The sequence below is a fragment of the Nonomuraea sediminis genome (assembly GCF_018531495.1).
Lineage (GTDB): Bacteria > Actinomycetota > Actinomycetes > Streptosporangiales > Streptosporangiaceae > Nonomuraea > Nonomuraea sediminis.
The window spans coordinates 247,669-264,839 of sequence record NZ_JAHDTI010000005.1 but is presented as its reverse complement, the minus strand read 5'-3'; the positions used below and the strand labels follow the sequence as shown (position 1 = coordinate 264,839).

General features: G+C 73.3%; 13 protein-coding genes. 6 read left to right on the top strand and 7 right to left on the bottom strand.

Features of this window, described 5'->3' with window-relative positions:
* Positions 1–22: 22 nt before the first annotated feature.
* The 4 genes from KIK09_RS25810 to KIK09_RS25795 form a co-directional block, all read right to left on the bottom strand.
* The gene (locus KIK09_RS25810) at positions 23–3,181 is read right to left on the bottom strand and encodes a glucodextranase DOMON-like domain-containing protein (protein WP_214321920.1); all 3,159 of its coding nucleotides are present in this window, start codon (positions 3,179–3,181) and stop codon (positions 23–25) included.
* 91 nt (positions 3,182–3,272) lie between these two features.
* Positions 3,273–4,871, bottom strand: a complete 1,599-nt coding sequence (locus tag KIK09_RS25805) for a GMC oxidoreductase (protein ID WP_214321919.1) — start codon at positions 4,869–4,871, stop codon at positions 3,273–3,275.
* A 123-nt stretch (positions 4,872–4,994) separates the two neighbouring features.
* On the bottom strand, positions 4,995–5,495 hold the full coding sequence (locus tag KIK09_RS25800) for a carboxymuconolactone decarboxylase family protein (protein ID WP_214321918.1): 501 nt from the start codon (positions 5,493–5,495) through the stop codon (positions 4,995–4,997).
* Complete coding sequence (locus tag KIK09_RS25795; protein ID WP_214321917.1) at positions 5,492–6,544, bottom strand: NAD(P)H-dependent amine dehydrogenase family protein; 1,053 nt, start codon at positions 6,542–6,544, stop codon at positions 5,492–5,494. Before KIK09_RS25795 ends, KIK09_RS25800 begins: the two co-directional genes overlap by 4 nt.
* A 90-nt stretch (positions 6,545–6,634) precedes the next feature.
* On the opposite strand from KIK09_RS25795, the gene KIK09_RS25790 reads away from it, so the two are divergent.
* Positions 6,635–9,826 (top strand): AfsR/SARP family transcriptional regulator, encoded by a 3,192-nt coding sequence (locus KIK09_RS25790; RefSeq protein ID WP_308164287.1) that lies wholly within the window; start codon positions 6,635–6,637, stop codon positions 9,824–9,826.
* Here the strand turns inward: KIK09_RS25790 and KIK09_RS25785 are convergent.
* Positions 9,811–10,377, bottom strand: coding sequence for a dihydrofolate reductase family protein (locus KIK09_RS25785; protein ID WP_214321916.1), 567 nt, complete (start codon positions 10,375–10,377; stop codon positions 9,811–9,813). The two genes, KIK09_RS25790 and KIK09_RS25785, sit on opposite strands and share 16 nt — an antisense overlap.
* 180 nt (positions 10,378–10,557) lie before the next feature.
* Between KIK09_RS25785 and KIK09_RS25780 the strand changes: the two genes are divergently transcribed.
* Together KIK09_RS25780 and KIK09_RS25775 are read left to right on the top strand one after the other, a co-directional pair.
* On the top strand, positions 10,558–11,367 hold the full coding sequence (locus KIK09_RS25780; RefSeq protein ID WP_214321915.1) for an alpha/beta fold hydrolase: 810 nt from the start codon (positions 10,558–10,560) through the stop codon (positions 11,365–11,367).
* Positions 11,368–11,381: 14 nt separating this feature from the next.
* Positions 11,382–11,939, top strand: coding sequence for a dihydrofolate reductase family protein (locus KIK09_RS25775; RefSeq protein ID WP_214321914.1), 558 nt, complete (start codon positions 11,382–11,384; stop codon positions 11,937–11,939).
* Here KIK09_RS25775 and KIK09_RS25770 read toward each other — a convergent pair.
* The gene (locus tag KIK09_RS25770) at positions 11,899–13,962 is read right to left on the bottom strand and encodes an MMPL family transporter (RefSeq protein ID WP_214321913.1); all 2,064 of its coding nucleotides are present in this window, start codon (positions 13,960–13,962) and stop codon (positions 11,899–11,901) included. The genes KIK09_RS25775 and KIK09_RS25770 overlap by 41 nt on opposite strands.
* A gap of 129 nt (positions 13,963–14,091) precedes the next feature.
* Here KIK09_RS25770 and KIK09_RS25765 point away from each other — a divergent pair, with 129 nt between their 5' ends.
* Complete coding sequence (locus tag KIK09_RS25765; RefSeq protein ID WP_214321912.1) at positions 14,092–15,123, top strand: sensor histidine kinase; 1,032 nt, start codon at positions 14,092–14,094, stop codon at positions 15,121–15,123.
* Positions 15,120–15,758, top strand: a complete 639-nt coding sequence (locus tag KIK09_RS25760) for a response regulator transcription factor (protein ID WP_214321911.1) — start codon at positions 15,120–15,122, stop codon at positions 15,756–15,758. The genes KIK09_RS25765 and KIK09_RS25760 overlap by 4 nt, the downstream gene beginning before the upstream one ends.
* On the opposite strand, the gene KIK09_RS25755 is transcribed toward KIK09_RS25760, so the two are convergent.
* Positions 15,755–16,069, bottom strand: a complete 315-nt coding sequence (locus KIK09_RS25755) for a cupin domain-containing protein (protein ID WP_214321910.1) — start codon at positions 16,067–16,069, stop codon at positions 15,755–15,757. The two genes, KIK09_RS25760 and KIK09_RS25755, sit on opposite strands and share 4 nt — an antisense overlap.
* 71 nt (positions 16,070–16,140) lie before the next feature.
* Between KIK09_RS25755 and KIK09_RS25750 the strand changes: the two genes are divergently transcribed.
* Positions 16,141–17,109 (top strand): helix-turn-helix domain-containing protein, encoded by a 969-nt coding sequence (locus KIK09_RS25750; protein ID WP_214321909.1) that lies wholly within the window; start codon positions 16,141–16,143, stop codon positions 17,107–17,109.
* Positions 17,110–17,171 lie beyond the last annotated feature (62 nt).

Sequence of the window (17,171 nt, the reverse complement as noted above, 5' to 3'; positions counted from 1 at the left end):
GTGAGGCCACGCTCTGCCGCCGCTAGGAGCCTGTCAAGGGCACCGCGTGTACGGTGACCGGCCCGGAGAGCGGGTCGAGCCGGGAGGCTCCGATCACGTCGAGCGCCTTGGGAACGCGGCCCGGGTCGAAGGCGCACAGGGGATCGGTGCCGTCGGCCGTACAGACGCCGAACTGGTAGGGCTGCGGGGTGGCGGCGAAGCCTCTGGCCTGGTCGGCGCTGAAGCCGTCCTGGCCGGTGAGCACGACGGCGAAGGCCCAGCCGGGGGCGGGGGTGCCGAAGGCCGCCTTGGGCAGGGCGATCGTGATGGTCCGCGTGGTGCCGGAGGCGCGCACGGCGGCGCCGTTGACGGCGGTGCCGTCGGCGCGCACCCAGGCCGGTGCGGCGAACCCCTGCACCTCCACCCGCTGGGTCCACGGGTCGACGGCGTAGTTGCGCTGCGGGAAGGCGGCCTCGGTCGACCGGGTGGCCACCGACGGGTCGAGGGCGTAGACGTCGAGCAGCTGGGCGCCCATCTGGTTGCCGAACGTCGGCGTCAGGTCCCTGACCTCCGCCCGCAGGTAGACCGTGGTCGCGTCCGTGATCACCTGGAAGCGGCGCAGGTCGAAGGCGCCCGCGTGGAAGTCGGCGGCGGTGGGGTAGGCGTAGGTGCCCGGCCCGTGGTCGTCGCCGTCGGGGTCGGCCACGTCGAGCAGCGTGGTCGCGCCGCTGATGTCGCCGACGACCGTGGTCCGCGCGTACCCGGTGCGCCCGTCGGAGGCGGTGGCCGTCGCGGTGATCGCCACCTCGCCGAACGGCACCGGCACCTGCGCGGTGTAGGCGCCGGTCGGTCCCGCGCGGACGGAGACGACCTGGGTGGGGGCGCCGATGTCGAGGGCGGCGGCCGCGAGGTCGACGCGGGAGCCGGGTGCCGTGGTGCCCTCGACGGTGGCCGACGGTCCGGACACCTGGGCGGTGATGGTCAGGGGCGCGGCCGCGGGCATGCCGTGGGCGGTGTAGCGCCGCCGTACGACGTCGGGCTGCTCGAGGACGCGGCCGGCGCGCAGCGACAGGGCCAGACGCAGGCGCTGGGCCTGCGCCCAGGTCAGCGAGTCGGCCGAGCCGGCGGGCTGCCCGGTGCGCAGCCCGATCGAGGCCGTCGCGGGGTCGCCGCCGTACGGCGAGGCGGGCACGTCGGCGTTCTCCCACACCTGCTCGGGGACGAGCCCGTCGCCCATCGAGTCGAGCAGGGCCGCGGCGGTGCGCCGGTCGCCGCGCAGCAGCGCGTGCTCGGCCCGCTCGCCCGACAGCACCGGCCAGACGTGCCCGGAGCCGGTGTTGCCGGTGGGCCACGGCCTGCCGGTGGGCGCGCAGGAGGTGGGGTCGGGTTCGTAGCAGTCGCCGTAGCCGTCCTCGGTGCCCCCGGTGTCGCTCCCGTAGCGGTACCAGCCCTCGGGTCGCTTGATCACCCGGTCGACCACGTCCAGGCTCGCCAGCACGTCCGGGTCGTCGGCGGGCAGGATCCCGAGCCGCACCAGCTCGAGGAACCCGGCGTCCACCACGCGCCGCTGGTCCTCGGTCGGCCCGCCGTTGCCCAGGTTGTACGGCGAGGCCGCATCGGGGTTCCCATCCCGCGACAGCCGCAGGAAGTACCGGGCGGCGTAGGGCCCCGACGTGGTGACCGTCCAGGTCTTGACCGAGCGGGCGAAGTGGTCGGCGCTGGCGCGGTAGATCCTGGCGCGCGCCTGGTCGCCCTGCCTGGTGGCGATCTCACCGGCGGCGACCAGCCCGGCGATCTCGGCCGCGATCGTGGACGGCGAGTGGCCCGACTGCTCCTCCCATCGCTCCACCCCGAAGGCGGGACCGTGGGCCACCAGGAAGTCGGCGGCGGCCCGCACGTGCTCCCACGCGCTCAGCCCCGACTGGTAGGCCATGAGGATCGGGTAGGCGGTCTCGTCCAGCTGGTCGCCACCGGAGTCGGGGGCGAGCCTGCCGTTGAGCAGCGAGTTGCGCGGCAGCCTGCCGTCGGGCAGTTGCTGGCGTTCCAGCAGGAAGCGGGCGGTGTCGCGGGCGGTGGCCAGGTCGCCCGCGGCCAGGAAGCCGGTGAAGGCCTCGTACAGGTCGCGGGCGAACACCTCCCGGTAGGAGCCGAAGTAGACGGCCTTGCCGCCCACCTCGTCGCCCGCGCTGACGGCCTGGCCCCACGGGCTGGCCAGGGATGCCACGACGGCTCCAGGGAAGGTCTTGTCCTCGCTCGCCTTGAGCACGTTGGCCGACAGGCGGTCGGCGCCCGCCTTGAGCGTGGCGTCGTAGGCGGCCCAGCCCGCCTCGTAGCGCGCCCTGGTCGTCTCGAACGGCCGTGCCGCGGCCGCGCCCGCGGTCTGCAGCGCCGCCTGGCGGGTGCGGCCGAAGCCGAGCGCGAACGTCACCCCGCCGTCGCCGTCGAGCGGCAGGCGGGCGGTGGCGACCACGTTCCCGTCGGGGGCCTGCGTGCCGGGCTCCAGCGTGCGGGCGGTGTCGAGCGGGGTGGCGCCGTCGCTGGGCGTGCCCGCGTAGCCGACGTTGGCCTGCGGCAGCGGGCGCTGGGCGCGTAAGGCCAGGTGGGTGGGGACGGCGTAGTCGCGGTTGGCCGCCGAGGTGACCGTGTTCTCGTCGGAGATCACGGGAACGCCGCCGTCGATCACGCCGGTGTCCGCGCCGCCGTTGACGGTTCCGCCTCCGCCATTGCCGTTCACGCTCGCGTCCAGCCGTACGTACAGGCGCAGGCCTGGGGGCTGGAGGCGGGTCCTGACCACGACGGCGTCGCTCGACGGGTCGGTGAGGTAGGTGGTGGTGAGCGTGTAGCGGCCGTTCCTGCTGGTGGAGGTGACGGTGCAGACCATGCCCGAGCGGTCGGTGGCCGCCCGGTAGGTGGTGTCGCGGCTCTGCAGCTCGGTGAACGTGCTGCCGTCGGTGACGGCGAACTGCATGGTCTCGACGTCGGTGTTGTCGATCGCCGGCTCGTAGACGTCCGACAGCACGCCGCCCGCGACCGTGTACCAGACCTTGGAGGCCCGCCCTGCGGCCGTGCCCACGCAGTCCTTGCGCGCCAGTCCGAAGTGCGACAACGTCCCCTTCTCCGGGGCCGCCTCGGCGACCGGTGGCGGCCCGATCAGGGCCGTCGACAGCGTGAGGCACAGGAGTAACCGCCGAACCGTGGCCATGCTCTGCAGCGAAAACCGCCTTGCGGAGCGTGTCAACCCGCATCGGCGGGGTGGGACGGCGCCTCGGCCGCCCACCCCGCCGACACCGGCGTCACAGGTCGGTGGCGATGATCTTCTCGATGTTGCGCTCGGCCAGCGCGGTGATGGTGACGAACGGGTTCACGCTGGTGTTGCCGGGGATGAGCGAGCCGTCGATGACGTACAGGCCGGGGTACCCCGACAGGCGGCCGTAGTTGTCGGTCGCCTTGCCGAGCACGGCGCCGCCGAGCGGGTGGTAGGTGAGGTGGTCGCCCCAGATCTTGTAGACGCCGAACAGGTCGGTCCGGTAGATCGTGCCCTCCCTGGCGTTGATCTTGTCGAAGATCGTCTTGGCCATGTCGATGGACGGCTGCTTCCACGCGGTCTGCCAGTTGAGGTCCACGCCGCTGGTGGCCGGGTTCCAGGTGAACTGGCCGCGGTTGGGGTTGCGGGTGATCGACAGGTAGAACGAGGCGTACGTCTCGATGCCCGTGGGCAGCGGCGCCACCTCGGCGAACGCGCCGCCCGCCGTCCAGTTGTCGATGCCGGAGCAGGGGATGGACGACTGGAGCTTGCCCGTCGGGTCCCACAGGTAGTTGGCTCGCCCGCACATGACGTTGCCGTTGTCGCCCCAGCCCTTGCCGACCTCGCCGTTGAGCGCGGGCAGCGCGCCGGTGGCCTTCAGCTTGACCAGCAGCTTGCTGGTGCCGACGCTGCCCGCGGCGAAGAACACCCGGTCGGCGGTGACCGACTTGGTGGCGATCGTGTCGCCGGTGGTGTTGAGCTGGTCCATGACGACCGTGTAGCCGCCGCCGGAGGCGGGGGTGACCGAGGTGACCTTGTGCAGCGGCGAGACGGTGACCCTGCCGGTGGCCTTGGCCTGGGCGAGGTAGGTCTTCTGCAGCGACTTCTTGCCGTAGTTGTTGCCGTAGAGGATCTCCCCGGCCAGCGCCGACTTGGGCACGGTGCCCGCGGCCTCCTGCTTCATGTAGTCCCAGTCGTAGACGTCGGGCACGAACGTCCACGGGAAGCCGGAGCGCTGGGCCTGCTTGCGGCCGACCCTGGCGTACTGGTAGCAGTCGGTGGTCTCGAACCACGCCGGGTCGACCAGGCCGACGCCGAGCCCAGCGTTGGCGCGCGGGTAGTAGACCCCGTACATCTCGTCCGGGTCGACCGTGGGCAGGATCGCGGCGAAGTTCTCGCGCTTGGGCGTGACGGCCATGCCGCCGTTGACCAGGGATCCGCCGCCGACGCCGCGGCCCTGGTAGACGATGATCCCGGCGAACTCCTCGGCGTCCAGGACGCCGGTGTAGCGGGGGATGTCCCTGTCGATCGGGAAGCCGAGGAAGTAGTTGAGCGGTGCCTTGGTCCTGGTGCGCAGCCAGTAGGAGCGGTTGTCGGGCTGCAGCGTGTTGCAGAAGATCTTGCCGTCGGAGCCGGGGGTGTCCCAGGCCATGCCCATCTCGATCATGTGCACGTCGACGCCGGCCTGCGCCAGCCGCAGGGCCGCCACCGAGCCGCCGTACCCGGTGCCGACGACGAGGGCGGCGACGCGCGCCCCGTCGGCGATCACGGCGGCGGCGACCGGGCGGCTGCCCAAGGCGGCCAGGGTCAGCATGGAGCCGGTGCCCGCGATGAAACCGCGGCGCGAGATGCCCGTTGATTCACTCATTGCGCTGGTCCTCTTTCCGATGTGATTCGCGCCTTGGGTGTCGTGGGTTTCGCGCCTTGGGTGTTCTTCCGTCGTTTCCGGATATGTCGGGTTTCGTAGGGCTCGCCGTACGGCGGGCGTGGGCTAGGCCTTGCCGCGCGGAGAGGCCCCGCTGGGCAGGACGCAGACGGTGTCGAGGCCGAGGACGTGGTTGAGGCGGCCGAAGGCCAGCCAGGAGCCGATGCTCATGCTCAGCTCGACGATCTCCAGCTGGCTGTAGGAGGCCGTCATGCGGGCCCAGAACTCCTCGTCGAGGCCGTGGTGGTCGAGGGCGTAGCGCTCGGCGTACTCGGCGGCCAGGCGGGTGCGGTCGTCGAAGGCGTCGGTCGTGCGCCACTCGGCGACCGCGTCGGCGAAGCCCTCCTCGACCTTCTGCCCGTCGCGCTCGGTGCGCCAGTCGAGGCAGAACACGCACCCGTTGATCTGCGCGACGCGCAGCCGGGCCGCCTCGAACTCGCGCAGGCCGAGCGTGGTGTGGGCGTAGACCGCCAGGGAGAAGCCGGAGGCGGCGGGGCCGATGCCGGGGACCATCTCTCCCCAGACGTAGGTGATCGGGTCTTTTCCTTCGGGGATGTCGATTCTCATGCGAGCCTGCCCGGGCTGATGGGGACGTCGAGCGCGTCGTAGAGTCCCGGTTCCGCCTCGGTGAGCCAGCCGATGGCGTTCACCAGCCGTCCCGCGGCGGTGGCGTTGCCGCCGGCGGCCCGGTTGCCGCCCTCGTCGGTCGCCTCGACCGTGACCTGGACACGCGGCCGGCCCTCGATGATCACGCGGTGCGCGCCCTCGCCGGTCGGCCAGTCGGGGGCGCAGGAGGGGTGGATGCGGGTGACGTGCTCGACCACGATGCGGGGTTCGCCCTTGACGATGCCCTGCACCTCGAACCGGACGGCGCCCTGGGTTCCCTTGTCGAACACGCCCATGGCCGCGGTGGTCACGCTCACGTCGAGCGCCTGCCGCTCGACGTGCTCGCGGATGTCGTCCAGCTCGGCCCCGAGCGCCCTGGCGATCAGCCGGACCTGGCCGCCCCAGACCATGGTCGGGACGGTCGGCGCGATCATGGGCGGCTCGTAGTCCATCGGCTGGCCCATGCCGACCAGGTAGCGGACCGAGTCCTCCTGGTCGTAGGAGGTGTAGTCGAAGATCTCCTGGCAGCGGATCACGTCGATCGTCCCGCCGAGGCCGCTGATCAGCACCGGCAGCACGTCGTTGCCCCAGCCGGGATCGATCCCCGACACGAACAGCGAGCCGCCGCCCTCCGCCACGGCCCGCAGCACCTGCTCGCGCAGCTCGGCCGGGGCGTTGCGCTGGTCGTAGAGCGCGTACAGCGACGGTGTCACCACCACGGCCCCGGCCCTGACGGCCCGCAGCACGTCGCCCAGCGCCTCGTCGGGCCTGATGTCGCCGGACGCGGCGTACACCACCGCCCCCGGCTTGGCGGCGAGCACCGCGTCGACGTCGTCGCCCGCGGCCACCCCGACCTGGCGGCCGAGTCCGGCCAGCTCGCCGGCGTCCGATCCCACTTTGCCGGGATCGTGTACCACGACCCCGGTCAGCTCCAGCCCGGGATGCGCCACGACGGCCCTGATCGCCGCCCGCCCGACGTTACCTGTACCCCACACGATCGTGGACGTCATGGGCGGAGCGTAGCAAGCGCTTGGTTTGTCGTACAGGCCCCTTTCAACCGCCAGGAACCCAGGTACTGTCCTGGGCCGTAGCCTGGGTGGGTGCGATTCGGGGTGCTGGGACCGCTGGCCGCCTGGACCGACCACGGCGAGCCCGTCGCGATCCCCGGCCGCCTGGCGCGGGCGGTGCTGGCCGACCTGCTGGTGCACGAGGGGCGCCCGGTGTCCGCGGACAGGCTGGTCGAGGACCTGTGGGGCGAGGCGGCACCGGCCGACCCCGCGGCCGCCCTGCACGTCCGCGTCGCGCAGCTGCGCCGGGCACTGGCGGGCGCCGAGCCGGGCGGCCGTGACCTGGTCGCCTCCCAGCCTCCCGGGTACGCGCTGCGCGCCGCGCCCGACGCGGTCGACGCGGCCAGGTTCGCGGGCCTGGTCGGCCGGGCACGCGAGGCGGGTGATCCGCGGACCAGGGCGGGGCTGCTGTCCGAGGCGCTGTCGCTGTGGCGGGGCCCGGCACTGGCCGACTTCGCCGACGAGGAGTTCGCCAGGACGGCCGTGGCCCGGTGGGAGGAGCAGCGGCTGGCCGCCTTCGAGGCACACGCCGAGGCCAGGCTGGAGCTCGGCGAGCACCACGAGCTGGTGGGCGAGCTGGCCGAGCAGGTGGCCCGGCATCCCTACAGGGAGCGGCTGCGGGCGGCCCACATGCGGGCCCTGCACCGTTCGGGCCGGACGGGCGAGGCCCTGGACAGCTACCAGGAGCTGCGCGGACGCCTGGCCGACGAGCTGGGGCTCGACCCGGGCGCCGAGCTGGCCGCGCTGCACCAGGCCATCCTGGCCGGCGACCCGGCGGAGGACGCGCCGTCACCGGCGCCGCGGCCGGTCAAACCCACCATCAACCTGCCCGCGCCGGTGACCGAGCTCATCGGGCGCGACCACGACGTGCTGCGGGTCCGCGAGCTGCTGGCCAATGGCCGGCTGGTCACGCTCACCGGCCCCGGGGGCGTGGGAAAGACCAGCGTGGCCCTCGCGGCCGCCCGCGCCCTGGCCGAGACCTACCAGGAAGGCGTCTGGCTGGTCGACCTGACCACCTGGGACGGGACGGGCGACCCCGCCGAGCCGGTGCTGTCCGCGCTGTCCATCCCCGACGCGCCGGGCGACGCGCAGCCGGCGGGCGAACGGCTGGCCGCCGCCCTGCGCGAACAGCGGCTGCTGCTGGTGCTCGACAACTGCGAGCACGTGGCGGATCCGGTGGCCGGCCTGGTCGGCGCCCTGCTGCCGGCCGCGCCAGGGCTGCGGGTGCTGGCCACCGGCCGCGAGCCGCTGCGGCTGCGCGGCGAGGCCCGCTGGGACCTGCCGCCGCTCGACGTCCCCGACACCGACGACCCGGTACGGCTGGCGCGCTCTCCCGCCGTGCGGCTGTTCCAGGAGCGGGCCGGACTGACCCCGGCGGAGGCCGCGCCGGGGACCGTGGCGAGCGTGGCGGAGGTGTGCCGCCGCCTGGATGGCATCCCGCTGGCACTCGAGCTGGCCGCCACCCGGGTGCCCGCGCTGGGCGTGGCCGAGCTGGCGTCCCGGCTGAGCGTGCCCCAGGACCGGTTCGGCCTGCTGGGCGCCGGGCCGCGCGACGCGCCCGCCCGGCAGCGCACGCTGGCCGCGGTGATCGACTGGAGCTGGCGGCTGCTGACCGAGCCCGAGCGGGCGGTGCTGCGCAGGCTGGCCGTCCACTCAGGCGGGTGCACGCTGGCCGCGGCCGAGGCGGTGTGCGCCGGTGACGGCGTCGCCGCGGGCCAGGTGCTCGATCTGCTGACCGGGCTGGTGGACCGCTCGCTGGTGGTGCGCGGCGACGGGTCCCGCTACCGCCTGCTGGAGTCGGTGTCGGCGTACTGCCTGGACCGGCTGCGCGACAGCGGCGAGGAGGCGGCGCTGCGGCGCAGGCACGCCGAGTACCACCTGGCCCTGGCCGAGCAGGCGGAGCCGCGGCTGCGCGGGCCCGAACAGCGGGAATGGCTCGGCAGGCTGGACGCCGAGGCCGCCAACCTGCGCACGGCGCTGGACACCTTCCGGCGGGAGGGCGCGGCCGAGCCTGCGTTGCGGCTGGCCGGCGCGCTGGTCTGGCACTGGTACCTGCGCGGCAGGCTCACCGAGGCGCGCCGGGCGCTGGCGGCCGCGCTGGATGTGCCGGGCCAGGCGCCCGCCGAGGTCAGGGCCAGAGCCGAGGCCTGGCAGGCCGGACTGGCGATCCGGCAGGGACAGGCCGGGCCGGAGCTGGTGGAGGAGGCGCTGCGGGGGTTCGAGAAGGCGGACGATCCGGCCGGCCGGGCCAGAGCCGAATGCTTCCTGGCCTCGGCGGTCATCGACTTCGGCGACGAGAGGGTCACCCGGCCGCTGCTGGAGCGGGCGCTGGAGACGTGCACGCGGGCCGGGGACCTGTGGGGCGAGGCGGCGGCGCTCAGCACCCGGGCCATGCTCGCCCACATGCGGCACGACCTGGTCGCGCTCGAGCACGACGCCCGGCGCAGCGCCGAGCTGTTCGCCCGGCTGGGCGACGCCTGGGGCGTGCTCCAGGCCACCGACTGGCTGATCGGCCTGGCGGACCTGACCGGCGACCGGGCGGAGGCGGCCCGGCTGAGCCTGGACGGGCTGCGGACCGCCGAGGAGCTCGGGCTGTGGCCCGAGGTGGCAGGGCGGCTGTCCTGGCTGGCCTGGAACTCGGTGCAGACCGGCGACTACCCGCAGGCCAGGCGGCACGCCGAGCAGGCCGGGCGGCTGGCCGCCGAGCAGGGACAGCGGGCCGTGCAGGTGTTCGCCACCATCGGCCTGGCCTTCGCCGAGCGCCGTGCCGGGGAGCTCGACCCGGCCGAGCGGCACCTGCGGTGGCTGCTCGACTCGGCCAGGCAGCAGCAGGCCGCCGGGGGCGCCCCGCCGTACCTGTCGATGATCCTGGTCGAGCTGGGGCTGCTGGCCGAGCGGCGGGGTGACGCGGCGGCGGCGCTGGCCTGGCACCGCGAGGGCTTCGAGGCCTATCGCGAGCAGGGTTCGGCGCACGGGATGGCGTGGGCGCTGGCCGGGACCGCCGCCGCGCTGGCACGGGACGGCCGGGCCGGAGAGGCGGCGCGGTTGCTCGGCGCGGCCGGCCGTGCCTGGCGCGAGGCCGGGCAGCCGCTGTCGGCCTCGGAGCGCGCCGAGCTGGCCCGGATCACCGAGGCGATCCGGGCCGCCGAGCCGCGCTTCGACGAGCTGTACGCCGGCGGCGGCGAGCTCGTGCCCGAGCAGGCCATGGCCTACTTGGGGACGTAGACGTGGACGACGATCCCCGAGCCGAACCGGTGCAGGTCGGCCAGCTTCAGGTGGGTGGTGTCGAACCCGGCACCCTCGAACAGGTGCTTGCCGGCCCCGACGATGGCGGGGAAGTACCAGAAGTGGAACTCGTCGATCAGGCCGTGCTCCACCAGCGTGCGGTCGAGCTCGCCGGTGCCCCACTTCAGGATGTGGTTGCCCGGCTGCTCCTTCAGCCTGGCGACCTCCTCGGCCACGTCGCCCTTGATCAGGGTGGCGTTCCAGGTGGTCTCGGTCAGGGTCCGCGAGGCCACGTACTTGGGCATGTTGTTCATCTGGTCGGCGAAGGGACCTGAGCGCGTCGACCAGGACTCGGCGAACCCCTCGTAGGTCACCCGGCCGAGCAGCATGGCGTCCGCGGTGGACGTGAGGTCGCCGGCGTAGCGGGCGTGGTCCTCGTCCCAGTACGGGCTGCCCCAGTGCTGGGGCTCGGCCCGGGAGGCCGTCGAGGGGCGGGTGTCGTCGATGATGCCGTCCAGCGACACGAACGTGGACTCGATGAGCTTGCGCATCGTGGTGCTCCCTGTGATCTCGGCTTTCTTGATGACCTCAGCCTGCCGAGCCGCCCTTACCGTTTCCTTCCCGTCGCCCTACCGCGATTTACGTAGCGCGCCGTCGTAGCCGGGCGGATTCGCGACGCCCGGGGCCGTCCCTAGCTTCTAGGCATCAACCCAGCAATCAGGGAGTCCCACATGACCAGCACGGTCCGGTCCAAGGACGGCACCACGATCGCCTTCGACGTCTGGGGCGACGGGCGGCCGCTGATCCTGGTCGACGGCGCCACCAGCCATCGCGCGGTCAACCCGACGTTCCAGGAGGCGGGGCCGCTGCTGAGCGAGGAGTTCCGGGTCTACGCCTACGACCGGCGCGGCCGGGGCGAGAGCACGGACACCCCGCCCTACGCGGTGGAGCGCGAGATCGAGGACCTCGCCGCGCTGATCGACCACGCCGGCGGGCAGGCCATGGTGTGCGGCTTCTCCTCCGGCGCCGTCCTGAGCCTCGACGCCGCGGCGGCCGGCCTGCCGATCAGCAAGCTGGCGCTGTTCGAGCCGCCGTTCGTCGTCGACGACAGCCGCCCGCCCCTGCCGTCCGACTACGTCGAGCGGCTCGACCGCGACGTCGCCGGGGGCCGGCCCGGCGACGCCGCGGAGCTGTTCCTCACCGCGTCGGCGGCGCTGCCCGCCGAAGCCGTCGCCGGCATCCGGCAGAGCCCGTTCTGGCCCGCCCTCGAGGCGGTCGCGCCCACGATCGCCTACGACGGCCGGATCATGGGGACCTCCATGTCCGGCCGCCCGCTGCCGGGCGACCGCTGGACAGGGATCAAGATCCCCACCCTGGTCATGTACGGCGACGCCACCGAGCCGTGGCTGACCACCGGCGCCCAAGCCATCGCCGCCCTGCTGCCGACGGCGTCGCTCCAAGCCGTGGAGGGCGCCCAGCACAACGTCGCGAGCGCGGACGTGCTCGCCCACGCGTTGCGGGACTTCTCCAGGGACCAGTAGAAAGGACCGATCAGATGCGCAAGGTGACCGCGTCCCTGTTCAGCACGGTCGACGGTGTGGTCGAGGCGCCCAACGAGTGGCAGTTCGCCTTCGACGACGAGATGGGCGCGGCCATGTCGCGCATGCTCGACGAGCTGGACACCGTCCTGCTGGGCAGGCTGACCTTCACCGAATGGGCCGCCTACTGGCCGACGGCCGACGACGAGCCGTTCGCCGGGTGGATCAACCGCGTGCCCAAGTACGTCGCCTCCCGCACGCTCGACTCCGTCGACGAATGGCCGAACAGCACGCTGATCAAGGGTCCGGTGGTCGACTTCGTCGCCGGGCTCCGCGAGCAGGAAGGCGGGACGATCGGCACCGGCGGCAGCCCGTCGCTGGTGCGCCTGCTGCTCGAGCACGGGCTGCTCGACGAGCTGACGCTGATGATCCACCCGGTGGTCGCCGGCGGCGGCCGCGGGCGGCTGTTCGCCGACGACGCGGCGCTGACCAGGCTCGAGCTGATCGAGTCCCGGCCGACGCCGAGCGGCGTGATCATCGCGACCTACCATCCAACGCCGGATGAAAGGTCCTGATACGTGAAAGGGGGCGCGGCGCCCACCAGGCCCAGCGGCCGAGCAGGGCCATGGTGGAGGGCAGCAGCAGCGCCCTGATGACGGTGGCGTCCACGACGACCGCGATGGTCAGCCCCACCCCGATCATCAGCATGAGCGTGATCTGCGCCGTCATGAACCCGGCCACGACCACCGCCATCAGCAGCGCGGCGCTGGTGATGACCCGGCCGGTGTGCTGCAGCCCGAGCGCCACCGACTCCCGCGCGTCGCCGGTGCGCAGGTACTCCTCCCGGATCCTGGCCAGCAGGAACACCTCGTAGTCCATGGCCAGCCCGAGCGCCAGCCCCACCACGAGCACGGGGAAGTTGATGTCCACCGCCCCGACGGGGACGAAGCCCAGCAGCCCGGACAGCCAGCCGTCCTGGAAGACCAGCTTGATGGCGCCGAAGGCGGCCGTGAGCGACAGCAGGTTGAGCAGCACCGCCTTGATCGGCAGCACCACCGAGCCGAACGCCAGGAACAGCACCACGAACGAGACCGCCACCAGGGCCAGCGCCATGAGCGGGATCCTGGACAGCACCATGTCCACGATGTCCACCCGGGAGGCGGCCATCCCGGCGAAGCGGGCGCCGGTCGCCCGCAGGTCCTCGATCATGTGCCGGGCCGCCACCGACATCGGGTCGACGGAGTAGCGCACCTCGACCCGGGTCAGGTTCCGGTAGGACCCGGTGACCTCGGCCGAGGTCACCCCCCGCACGGCCCGGAACCTCGCCAGATACGTGGAGACGTCGCCCGAGGAGATCACACCGGTCACCGCCCGCGACGGATCGCCGGTGAAGCGGGCCGCGAGCTGCTCGGTCACGTGCCGCGCCTCGGCGCCGGGCGGCAGCACCCAGTCGCCCGGCCGGGCCCAGTTCACCCCCAGGAACGGGGTGGCCAGGGCGAGCAGCGCCGCCACGATCACGACCGTGCTGAGCAGCGGCCTGCGCATCACGGCCCTGGCCACGCCGTACCATCGGCGGCCGGGCGGACGCGAGCGGCCGACCAGCCGCGCGCCCAGCAGGCGCATCAGCGCGGGCAGGAACGTCAGCGACACCACCACCGCGACCGCGACCGTGGCGATCCCGCCCCAGGCCATCGAGACCAGGAAACGCGAGGGAAAGACCAGCAGGCAGGCGAACGAGGCGGCCACGGTCAGCCCGGAGAAGGCGACGGTACGGCCGGCCGAGGCCATCGTCCGCCACACCGCCTCCTCCGGCGGGTACGTGGCCAGCTCCTCGCGGAAGCGGGTGACCATGAGCAGCGCGTAGTCGATCGCCAGGCCCAGACCCAGGATCGAGACCACGTTCACCGCGTAGGTGGACATCTCCACGAACGACGACACGACCCGCAGCACCGCAAGCGCGCCCGGGATGACGATCAGGCCGATCGCCAGCGGCACCAGCCCGGGGATCAGCCCGCGGAAGACGAACAGCAGCAGGACCAGCACCAGCGGCAGCGACAATGCCTCGGCCCGCACCAGGTCCGACACGGCCAGCCGGTTGACCTGCATGGTCATCGACGTGGTGCCGCCCAGCGAGGTGGTCAGCCCGGCCGCGCGCAGCCCTGGTTCGAGCGCGCGCAGCTGAGCCACCCGCTCGCTGTCGGCGGAGGAGGGCAACTGGATGACGACGTAGGTGGCCTTGCGGTCCTTGGCGACGAACGAGGGGTCGCGCGTGGTCCAGTAGGACTCCAGCCGGGTCACCGCGCCCGGCGGCACGGTCCCGACCGCCCGTCGCACCGCGGAGGCGAAGGCGGGAGAGTCGACGGTCAGCGTGTCGCTTTCGTACATGACGACGACGTCGGTGGCGTAGCGGCCGAGCGGCCCGTCCATGAGCCGCTCGACCTGCACGGCCTCCATCGACGGCGACTCGAACCCGGAACCGCCGAGCACGTTGGAGAACACGCCGGTGCCCCAGACGCCGCCGACCGCGGCGAGCACGAGCGTGACCAGCACGACCAGGCGCCGCCGCCGGGCGGCGAAACGGCCAAGAGATGCGAACATGCCCGCCAGACTCGCCGCTGGCGGGGCCGTGCGCCTCGGGCGGCAGGCAAGGCGCGGCGGCCAGTTGGAGGGGGGTCCCTCCTCCAGGTGGAGGAGGCCGGATGGCCGGGCGCGTGTCACGATTCCGGCATGAAGGGGCGCACGCTCGTGCTTCTGGCCTGCGTGGTCGGATACCTGTCATTCCTCGCGAGAGACACGAATCCCCGCGACTGGCTGCTGGTGCTGGCCGCGCTGGCGCTCAGCACGGCCGGCCGGTGGACGCCGCTCGGCGCGCTGCTCGCCCAGTGCGTGCTGCTGGCCGCCGCCGACCTGTACGCCCCGGGCGTGCTCGTGCCGATGAAGGTGCTGGCCTGCGTGCTGCTGTTCGAGCTGGCCGTGAACAGGACGGGTCCGCACGTCGCGCTCGGCGCCGCGGCGCTTGGCCTGGTGGTGGGCTTCAACGTCTTCGACGAGCTGCCGTCCGCGCTGTTCAAGGTTGCGGTGATGGTCGGCGCCCCGCTGCTGCTCGGCGCCTACGTACGGCTGGCCAGGCGGGCGGAGCGGGACCAGGTGGAGAGCAGGGTCAGGCAGGCCCGCCTGGAACAGCGGACCGCGATCTCCCGCGAGCTGCACGACCTGGTGGCCCACCACGTCTCGTCGATGGTGCTGCGGCTCGGCGTGGCCAGGCACGTGCGCGGCGAGCCGGACGAACTGCTCGACGAGCTGCACGCCACCGGCAGCGCCGCCATGAACGACCTGCGCCGCCTCGTCGACGTGCTGCGCGACCCCGATCAACCGGCGCTGCCCGCGCCCGCCTCGCTCGCCGCCGCCCTGGAGGCCGCGGTCGCGCACGGGCGCAGGAACGGGCTCGACATCACCAGCGCGGTCGACCCGCTGGTGTCCGGCCTGGACTCGGCGCGCGGCTTCGCGCTGCTGCGGCTCGTGCAGGAGGGCCTGGCCAACGCCAGGAAACACGGTGGGCCAGGGGTGCGGGTGCTCATCTCGGTCACCGAGGACGGCGCGGTCTCCCTCGACCTGACCTCCTCCGTCGCCGGCCCGGTCGCGGAGGCCCGCGACGGCAACGGCCTGACGGGCATGCGCGAGCGGGTCGCCCTGCTCGGCGGCCGCTTCTCCGCGGGCCCCGTGGAGCACGGCTGGCGGGTCTCGGCGGTGCTGCCGTGATCCGCGTCCTGGTCGCCGACGACCAGACCCTGGTACGGCGCGGCCTGTGCCTGCTGTTCGAGCCCGAGGCGGACCTGGAGGTGGTGGGCGAGGCCGCCGACGGCGAGGAGGCGGTACGGCTGGCCGACCGCCTCGTACCCGACGTGATCCTCATGGACCTGCGGATGCCCGGGGTGGACGGCATCACCGCGACCCGCCGCATCCTCAGGTCACGCCCCTCGGCCCAGGTGCTGGCCGTGACGACCTTCGACGACGACTCCCACCTCTACCCGGCGCTGGAGGCCGGGGTGACCGGCTTCGTCACCAAGGACACGCCGCCGCCCGCGCTCCTGGACGCGGTCCGCAAGGCCGCCGACGGGGACCAGGCCTTCAGCCGCACCGTCCTGGCCCGCCTGGTGGAGCGCGCCTCCGCCATCCCGCGCCCCGCCCCGGCGGTCCTGCCGTCCTCGCTCACGCCCCGCGAACGCGACGTCCTGGCCCTGGTCACCGAGGGCCTGTCGAACCGCGAGATCGCCGAACGCCTGTCGGTCAGCGTCACCACGATCAAGACCCACGTGGCGGCCCTGCTGACCAAGACCGGGCGTCCCAACCGCATCGCCCTGGCCATCCTCGCCGACCGCGCCGCCCGCCCCTAGTTCGGGATGCTGATGCCGAGGATGCGGGCGCCGGTCTCCGTGCGGGGGCGGTGGGTGGTGCCGGGGGCGAAGACGACGTAGCTGCCGGGGCCCAGGCGGCGCTCGTCGAGGTCGACGATCTCGCCCGAGACGACGTAGTAGCGTTCCTCGCCCTCGTGGTGGTCCACTTCGGGCCACTCCGCGCCGGGGGCGAAGTCGTAGAGCCAGCCACGGGAGTGCCCGGTGGCCGGGAGGTCACGGCGGAGGATGCCGGGGAAGACCTCGGTGGGTTCGATCTCGTCCACCTGCAGGATCTGGATGTCTTGTGCCATATCGACATCGTCGTGCCGGGCGGCGGTGTTCATCGAGCGTCTGGATTGACGTGTACGGGTACTTTTCTGCCATGACGCTTCATCGGGTGGTCGCGCTGGTGCTGGCGCCGCAGTCGACGTTCGAGCTGGCGTGCGCGCAGGAGGTGTTCGGGGTGCGGCGGCCCGGCCTGCCCGTGAGGTACGCCTTCGAGGTGTGCGTGGAGCAGCCCGGGGCCGTGGCCACGCTGGGCGGGTACGACATGGTGGTGGACCGGGGGCTGTCCGCGCTCGACGAGGCGGACACGGTGGTGGTGCCCGGATGGCAGGGGCGTGAGGGGGCCGCGCCGCCGGTCGTACTGGAGGCGTTGCGGCGGGTCCATCGGCGCGGGGCCCGGGTCGTGGCGATCTGCTCGGGGGCGTTCCTGCTGGGCGAGGCGGGGCTGCTGGGGAGGCGCAGGGCGACCACGCACTGGCGGATGGCGGCCGAGCTGGCGGCGCGCTTTCCCGACGTGGAGGTGGCGCCCGACACGCTGTACGTCGACCTGGGCGACGTGGCCACCAGCGCGGGTACGGCGGCGGGGATCGACCTGTGCCTGCACCTCGTGCGGGGTGATCAGGGGGCGGCCTACGCCGCGCAGGTCGCGCGGCACATGGTGATGCCGCCGCACCGGGAGGGCGGGCAGTTGCAGTACGCCACCCCCGCGCCCGCGGGAAGGCCGCCCGAGTCGCTGGCGCCCGTGCTCGACTGGGCCGCCGGGCGCTTGCACGAGCCGCTGACCGTGGACGACCTGGCCGCGCGGGCGGGGCTGTCGCCGCGGACGCTGGCGCGCAGGTTCGCCGAGCAGCTCGGCGTCAGCCCGGGCCGGTGGCTGCTGAACCAGCGGATCGCCGCGGCGCAGGCCCTGCTGGAGGAGACGGACCTGCCGGTGGAGACGATCGCGTGCCGGGTCGGCCTGTCCTCGGCCACGAACCTGCGCCGCCGCTTCCAGGCCGTGGTGCGCACCACGCCGGGCGCGTACCGGCGGTCCTTCGGGAGGCCTGCCGTACTGACCGAAAGGTGAAGTTTGTTGTATTTACCGGTGAGATGCCCGATGCGAGACTGAGGAGGAACGGGGGGAGGGAG